The following is a 6,659-nucleotide window of genomic DNA, read 5'->3' as shown; positions in this document are numbered from 1 at the left end:
AATATATGGCAGCAATGAGTGTTGTTAATCAGTCAAATTGGTGTCTTGCAATTGGAGAGGGTCCATATATGGTATTATTGGTATTAGAAGATTGTAAGTGAGGAGTTGAAGAGGCTGTTGTATACACAACGTTTTGCTTGGCTAAGTTCTATAAACCGGCAGGCGAGATTAAAAACTGCCCCGTAGACCTAAAGAATATCGTGCACCTGGTTGCTGAGCTAAAAGCAATTGATTACTGAAGCGTCCATGTTTAAGTACATTTTCTTCGGTAATATTGACGCCTTCAATGAATATTGAAAGATTGTCATTCACCGCATAACTCGCGCTTACATCAAGTTGCTGATAACTACGCACGTAGGTGGGCTCTGGGCCTTGTATTTGCACCAAGGATTGCAAAAATCCATCACGGTGATTCCAAGCCAACCTAATTTGGCTAGGACCTTTCTCGTAATAGACGATGAGATTCTGTGAATCACTTAGTCCTGTTAAAGCAAACTTTTGCGAAATATCAGTGGGATTTAATTTGGCGTTACTATTTACCAAGGTCATATTTGCCACAACCCCAAAACCACTGTCAAACGCATGCTGAATCGCCAGTTCAAATCCTCTTACTGTTGCTGTTTCACCATTTGTGGGTGTGGTTAAGTCAAATTCAGCGAGACTATCTTCAAAGTCGGGGGCACTAGAGTCGCTCCCAGTGCTAGGATCAGTAACATCATTTATACTGGTTTGTGTCACTGTGCTTACAATGAAATTTTTAACTATTTTATTAAAATAACTCACCGAAATATAACTTGAAGCTTGGTAGTACCACTCAACAGCCAAGTCCAGATTGGTAGATTCATATGGTTGCAGATTTGGGCTGCCTGAACTAGCCCGTAAGTCACCGCCTTGACGAGTTGTATTAACTAACAAACTTGGTGACAACTGACTCATAGTGGGTCTAGTTAACGACCGAGATAAACCTAATCGTGCAATAATATTGTTTTTCCATTCTGCCTTAGCCGATATGCTAGGTAACCAGTTATTATATGATGCAGATTGTGAAATAGGTCGACCTGGTGAGTTAAGTTGCCCCAGTTCAGTTTGATCAAGAATTGTTAAAGCCAATAGGTCCGACTCAAAACCCGTTACCATAATTTTAGTGTTTTCAAATCGAACACCATATTTTGATAAAAATTCAATGCCCCGCCATTGGGCGTCTTGTTGTCCCTCAACATAGGCGGACGTTACACTTTCTATTATCGAAAAAGAATTATTCCGTATAACCGCATCGAAAGTCACATCACTCGCAGATTCAAGAAAACCAAACAGTGTTTCACCATCGTGTCTTAACCAACTTTTTGGCAAAAGTTCACTACCACTTATACCACTTAAAAAATCACTCCCGGCATCAAATACTGATTGAAAATCATCTGGAATATCGGGAGTCGGGAAATATCCACAAAACGAACAGTGAACAGCATTTTTCTCATTATCCCAACGTTCATTGGTTTTTGATTGTTTTGAATACATAAAACCAAACTTAATATCTAAATCAAAATTAAGTCGGTCAAAAAATGTAATATCTGTTTTTAATTGATCAAATTTATCATCAATATTCCAGCCTCGACGTAACATAACATGGGCTTTGCCGTTGATAGGATCCAAATAATATGACACCCCAGAAGCCTCTCCTATCGCATCAACAATTGTTGGATCGGACGACTCAAAGTTAGTTATTTGGGGTAATACATTATCTTCTGTAATTGAGAAAGAAGAACGATTAAGGTAACCAATTAGAGTCAAAGCGTTACCGGCGCCTATTCTGTCTTGGGTGCTAGCTTTAGAGCTAGAAACATCAAACTCAAGCAACACTTCTGGGGACACTTGCCAAATAGTATTCAACCCCAGCGCACTTAAACTTGAGGGCCTATCGAAAGTACGCGCATGAAAATCTGTAGCGTGTCCTACATTTTGTGAAAACTCAATTGCAGTACCATTTTCATCGGTGACCACATTCTCTAGATTACTCGATGTAAACCAGTGGCCTAGTGATGTGGAATCAGTTTTAACATTAAAGTCAGACTGTAAATAGTCGAGGTTAATTTCCAGATTTGGTGTTGCCTTATATTGCAAAACGAACGTACCACCTGTGCGAGTACGTTGGTCAAATCGAACTCGTTGATCATAATTTCTGGGTACAAAAATATTGTCCGATATGCTGCTAATCTGATCAGTTGGAACGTCGGTATTTAACAGCCAACCGTCTGTTTGCACTTCGTTAATACGTGCCTTACGAGTTTGGTGAGACAGCGAAAACAACCAGCCTAACTTATCATTACTGTTACTAAAAAAGATTGTGCCTTGGGGAGTGGTTTTTTGACTATTATCATCAAACGTAGCTTTGAGACTGCCGACCACTTTAAATTCTCTTGATGCCATAGGTTTTGCAGTTTTGATATTAATGATAGAACCAATTCCACCGGAAGGCTGGGAGGCTGAAAAGGTTTTGTCTACACTAACCGATGTCACCAATTCTGACGCAATGGTGTCGAAACTAAATTCACGGCCTTGGTTATCTGTCGCTAATCTTCGGCCATTACTCAAAACCGTATTGAATTGTGGGCCCATCCCTCGCACAGTGACAAATTGCCCTTCACCTTCAGAACGATCGATAGAAACACCTGTGATTCTTTGCAACGACTCAGCCAAATTAAGATCTGGAAACTTGCCAATGTCTTCTGATTGTATTGATTCTGACACGCCTATAGATTCTTGTTTAATATCTAAGGCCCAATCCATACTGCCTCGAATTCCTCGCACTACGATTAGTTCAGTGTCTAAAGGTTCTTCGGGAAATGTGACAATGTTGTCACCTTTGCCCACAAATAAATCCACTATCCCCTGAAAGAACGATTTGTCTACAACAACTGTATCGCGAATAGAGATGCGCTTGATAGTCACCACCCCATCGGTTTCAAACGCAGCTACCAGTCCCGTACCTTCTAGTAGATTGATAATGCCTTGTTCAATGGTAAAGCTGCCCTTTAAAGAATTGGAACGACGAGATTGCACTTTTGTATAGGGGAAGATGATAGTAAGGTCAGCTTGTTGGGCAAATTCAATTAATGAAACATCTGCAGAACCGGAGTCAATATTGAATTCCTGCATAGCTTGGCTAGGTACTGCCCATAAAAATTCACTAAACAAACATAGAGCTATCCAGAAAATGACATTTTTTGGTCTAGTGTTAACTATAAATAATGTAGATGATTTGTTAAATTTCATATATTAAACAATACGTTACATTCGTATTTTATTTGAGAACACTGGATATTTAAAGGCCTAAAACGTTAACATGTATTAACAAGAAAGTTACACTTAATTTCTATGTCTGACGCTACTCTCAAATCAGTAGCTAAAGAAAATCAGCATTTAACTGGCGGAATATTGGTTGCCAATCGTTATATACCCGAGGCTACCAAATGTCGACAAGAGTTAGCATATAAAAATGCAAAAAAAGATAGCAACACATACGTCATGGCATCCAATATTTATGGCTGCAAGGGATAGCATGTTACGAATGGTGTCACGCATAGTGCCGCCCAAAGAAATTGAAGATATTGTTCAAGAGACTTATGTGCGAATTTGTCAAATGGATAAGCGTGAGCCGATCGAACAACAGAAATCGTTTTTAATGAAAACGGCAAGAAACTTGGCATTTGACCATTTGAAAAAAGCAGAAACTCGGCTGGCCGATGGCGTAGATACTGAATGTGATTTTGATACCGAAACTACTATTCATGATGAAGTGTTTGAGAGTGCTGCTAGTAATGAAGAGTTTGCCCATTTTTGTGAGGCTGTTCGCCAATTACCCGTGCAGTGCAGACGGGTTTTTGTATTAAAAAAAGTCTATGGATATTCTCAAAAAGAGATTGCCAAAGAAATGAACTTAAGTGAGAGCACGGTAGAAAAACATATAGCCGTGGGATTTAAACGATGTGCAAGCTACATGCTGGGCATCAATCAATTAAATGTTGGTATTCGTCAGTCCGAGTCGGCAAACGTATCTGCAGTAAATGCTCGAGAGGCTAGAAGATGAGTAAGGTGGTTGGGATTAACATCAATAAAGAACCTATCGATGAAGCGAGTGTATGGATAACTCGGCTAGACAGAGGGTTATCAAACAAAGAGCTAAGCGAGCTGAAAGCCTGGTTGCAGGTTTCACCTACACATGCTGAAACCTTCATGCAATTGGTGGAGCTGTGGGACAAAATGGAATCTCTTTCACAACTTAGTGAATTATTCCCTCGCAAACCTCACAATGTAACCGGTAAAAAGGCACCAATTTTAGCTTGGGCCGCGAGTTTCGTTTTTGCATCGCTTATTTCTGTAGCCTTGTGGTTCAATGCAGACATCTTTTTAGGCCAAAATACAACACAAATCGTCCAGTTCAATAACGAATACGAAACCAAAATTGGAGAACAATCTACTTTCTTCTTGCAGGATAAAACCCAAATAACATTGAATACAAACAGCTTAGTTAAAGTGACTTATACCGATAAGCAGCGAGTATTTGAATTATTGCGCGGCGAAATGCATGTGGTAGTTGCTCACAATAAGCAAAAGCCCTTAAGTGTATATGCTGGCTCAAATATCATCCAAGCAGTGGGTACTGCTTTTAATGTTGAGCTTGGCGCGGGTGAAGTTGAATTGATTGTGACTGATGGCAAAGTGTTAGTCACAGACATCAATAGCCAGAGCGTTGCACCTCTGAAGCTGAAAAATGTGCATCTATCTCCACAATCTTTTGCCGTCAATAAAGGGCAAAAAGCTCAGCTACAAGCACGTAATACCAACATCATTGGTAATGACGAAACCAAACAAGCCTCTGACTTGGCTTGGCAGCAAGGCAATCTGATTTTTAGAGGTGAAAGCCTCTTTGAAGCCATGCAAGAAGTTGCCCGATACACCAACTATGAATTTGATTTTGGTGATGAAGACATTAAAAAGCAGCAAATTGCTGGGCTTTTCAAGACATCAGATATCAGTGGCTTTTTGTCCGCTTTGGAAAGCAACTTTGATGTTATCGTCAAAAAAATGAGCAACAACAAAATAAGACTTAGTAAAAAACCTCAGTCTGATTAAAACCACCAACCTCATTCCTTGCAAATAGCCGCAACCTAGTTTTGTGTCGGTGGCTTTTTGCCTACCTTAAAAAAGTGAAACTTACAGATGAACAACCATTCTCATAAAGAAAATCTATTTTATATTATTGTCATAAGTGCAGTAGCAACCATTGGCGGTTTTTTATTTGGCTTTGACAGTGGCGTAATCAATGGCACGGTTGATGGGCTGACCCTTGCATTTAAATCTGAATCTATTGGGCAGGGATTTAATGTCGCAAGTATGTTGTTAGGCTGTGCTGTAGGTGCATTTGCCGCTGGCACTTTAGCTGATTGGCTTGGCCGTAGAGGCCTGCTTATTATTGCTGCCGTACTTTTCATTCTTAGTGCTTGGGGTTCAGGTATCGCGCTAAGCTCTGCAGAATTTATTTTCTATCGTATTATTGGCGGACTTGCTGTTGGAGCGGCGTCAGTAATGGCACCCGCATATATAGCTGAAATAGCACCTCCTAGAATGCGTGGCAGGCTCGCTACAATTCAACAAATAGCGATAATATTTGGGCTGTTTTGCGCATTCATCAGCAACTATTTACTTGCGAACGCAGCTGGCGGCTCTACAGAGATTTTTTGGCTGGGTTATCAAACTTGGCGTTGGATGTTTTGGATTGAACTGGTGCCAGCAGTGATCTTCTTCTTGTCTTTGCTTGTCATCCCAGAAAGCCCTCGCTTTTTGATGATAAAAGGCAAACGTCAAAAAGCATTAGACACACTTACAAAGCTTTATGGGGTAGACCAAGCCAAACTTACATTGAAAGAAATTGTACAATCCATTGCAGCAGAAACCCATCAACCTAAAATTACAGATCTTGTGTCTGGTGGAAAAGTTAGAACCATTGTTTGGGTAGGAATAGGCTTAGCCATGTTTCAGCAACTAGTAGGCATTAATGTGGTGTTTTATTATGGCGCAGTATTATGGCAAGCCGTGGGTTTCTCTGAATCAGACTCACTGATGATTAATGTGATTGTTGGTGCTGTCAGTATTATTGCCTGCGTTATTACAATCAGCTTAATTGATAAACTTGGGAGACGACCGTTTTTGATCATCGGATCAATCGGTATGAGTATTACTTTACTCACCCTTGTTTGGGTATTCGCCAATGCCGATGTGGCAGAAAGTGGTAATTTGATGTTAGGTGAAAATGGCACCTTGGCATTAATTGCTGCCAATGCTTACGTATTTTTCTTTAACTTGTCTTGGGGACCGGTTATGTGGGTATTGCTTGGTGAAATGTTCCCTAATCAAATCCGCGGTTCTGGATTGGCTGTGGCAGGGTTTGCCCAGTGGATTGCCAATTTTGTGATCACCATGACCTTTCCTATTATGCTAACCACTATTGGTTTAGCCAGTGCTTATGGATTTTATGCACTATGCGCAATGTTATCTGTGATCTTTGTGATAAAAATGATCAGTGAAACAAAAGGCAAAACCTTAGAGAGTATGCAGGGTTAAGCTGAACTGAGAAAACCTGAAAATACTGCTAGCGGTATTTT

General features: G+C 40.3%; 4 protein-coding genes. 3 read left to right on the top strand and 1 reads right to left on the bottom strand.

The window, feature by feature from the left end; all coding sequences use genetic code 11:
* Positions 1 to 168: 168 nt before the first annotated feature.
* Positions 169 to 3,192 carry a TonB-dependent receptor gene (locus tag QZ488_RS06880; protein WP_293747097.1) on the bottom strand — a complete coding sequence of 1,008 codons (3,024 nt, stop codon included), beginning with the start codon at positions 3,190 to 3,192 and terminating at the stop codon, positions 169 to 171.
* Positions 3,193 to 3,493: 301 nt separating this feature from the next.
* Here QZ488_RS06880 and QZ488_RS06875 point away from each other — a divergent pair, with 301 nt between their 5' ends.
* The 3 genes from QZ488_RS06875 to QZ488_RS06865 all read left to right on the top strand — a co-directional run bounded on the left by QZ488_RS06875 (position 3,494) and on the right by QZ488_RS06865 (position 6,618).
* Entirely contained in the window at positions 3,494 to 4,084 is a 591-nt protein-coding gene (locus tag QZ488_RS06875; protein ID WP_293747096.1) for an RNA polymerase sigma factor, read from the top strand.
* Positions 4,081 to 5,130, top strand: coding sequence for a FecR domain-containing protein (locus QZ488_RS06870; RefSeq protein WP_293747095.1), 1,050 nt, complete (start codon positions 4,081 to 4,083; stop codon positions 5,128 to 5,130). The genes QZ488_RS06875 and QZ488_RS06870 overlap by 4 nt, the downstream gene beginning before the upstream one ends.
* Positions 5,131 to 5,217: 87 nt before the next feature.
* Positions 5,218 to 6,618, top strand: coding sequence for a sugar porter family MFS transporter (locus QZ488_RS06865; protein ID WP_293747094.1), 1,401 nt, complete (start codon positions 5,218 to 5,220; stop codon positions 6,616 to 6,618).
* Positions 6,619 to 6,659: the final 41 nt, after the last annotated feature.

It is taken from the genome of uncultured Paraglaciecola sp., assembly GCF_913020055.1.
GTDB lineage: Bacteria > Pseudomonadota > Gammaproteobacteria > Enterobacterales > Alteromonadaceae > Paraglaciecola.
Note: the sequence above shows the minus strand (reverse complement) of the source record. Positions and strands in the feature narration are given on the sequence as shown.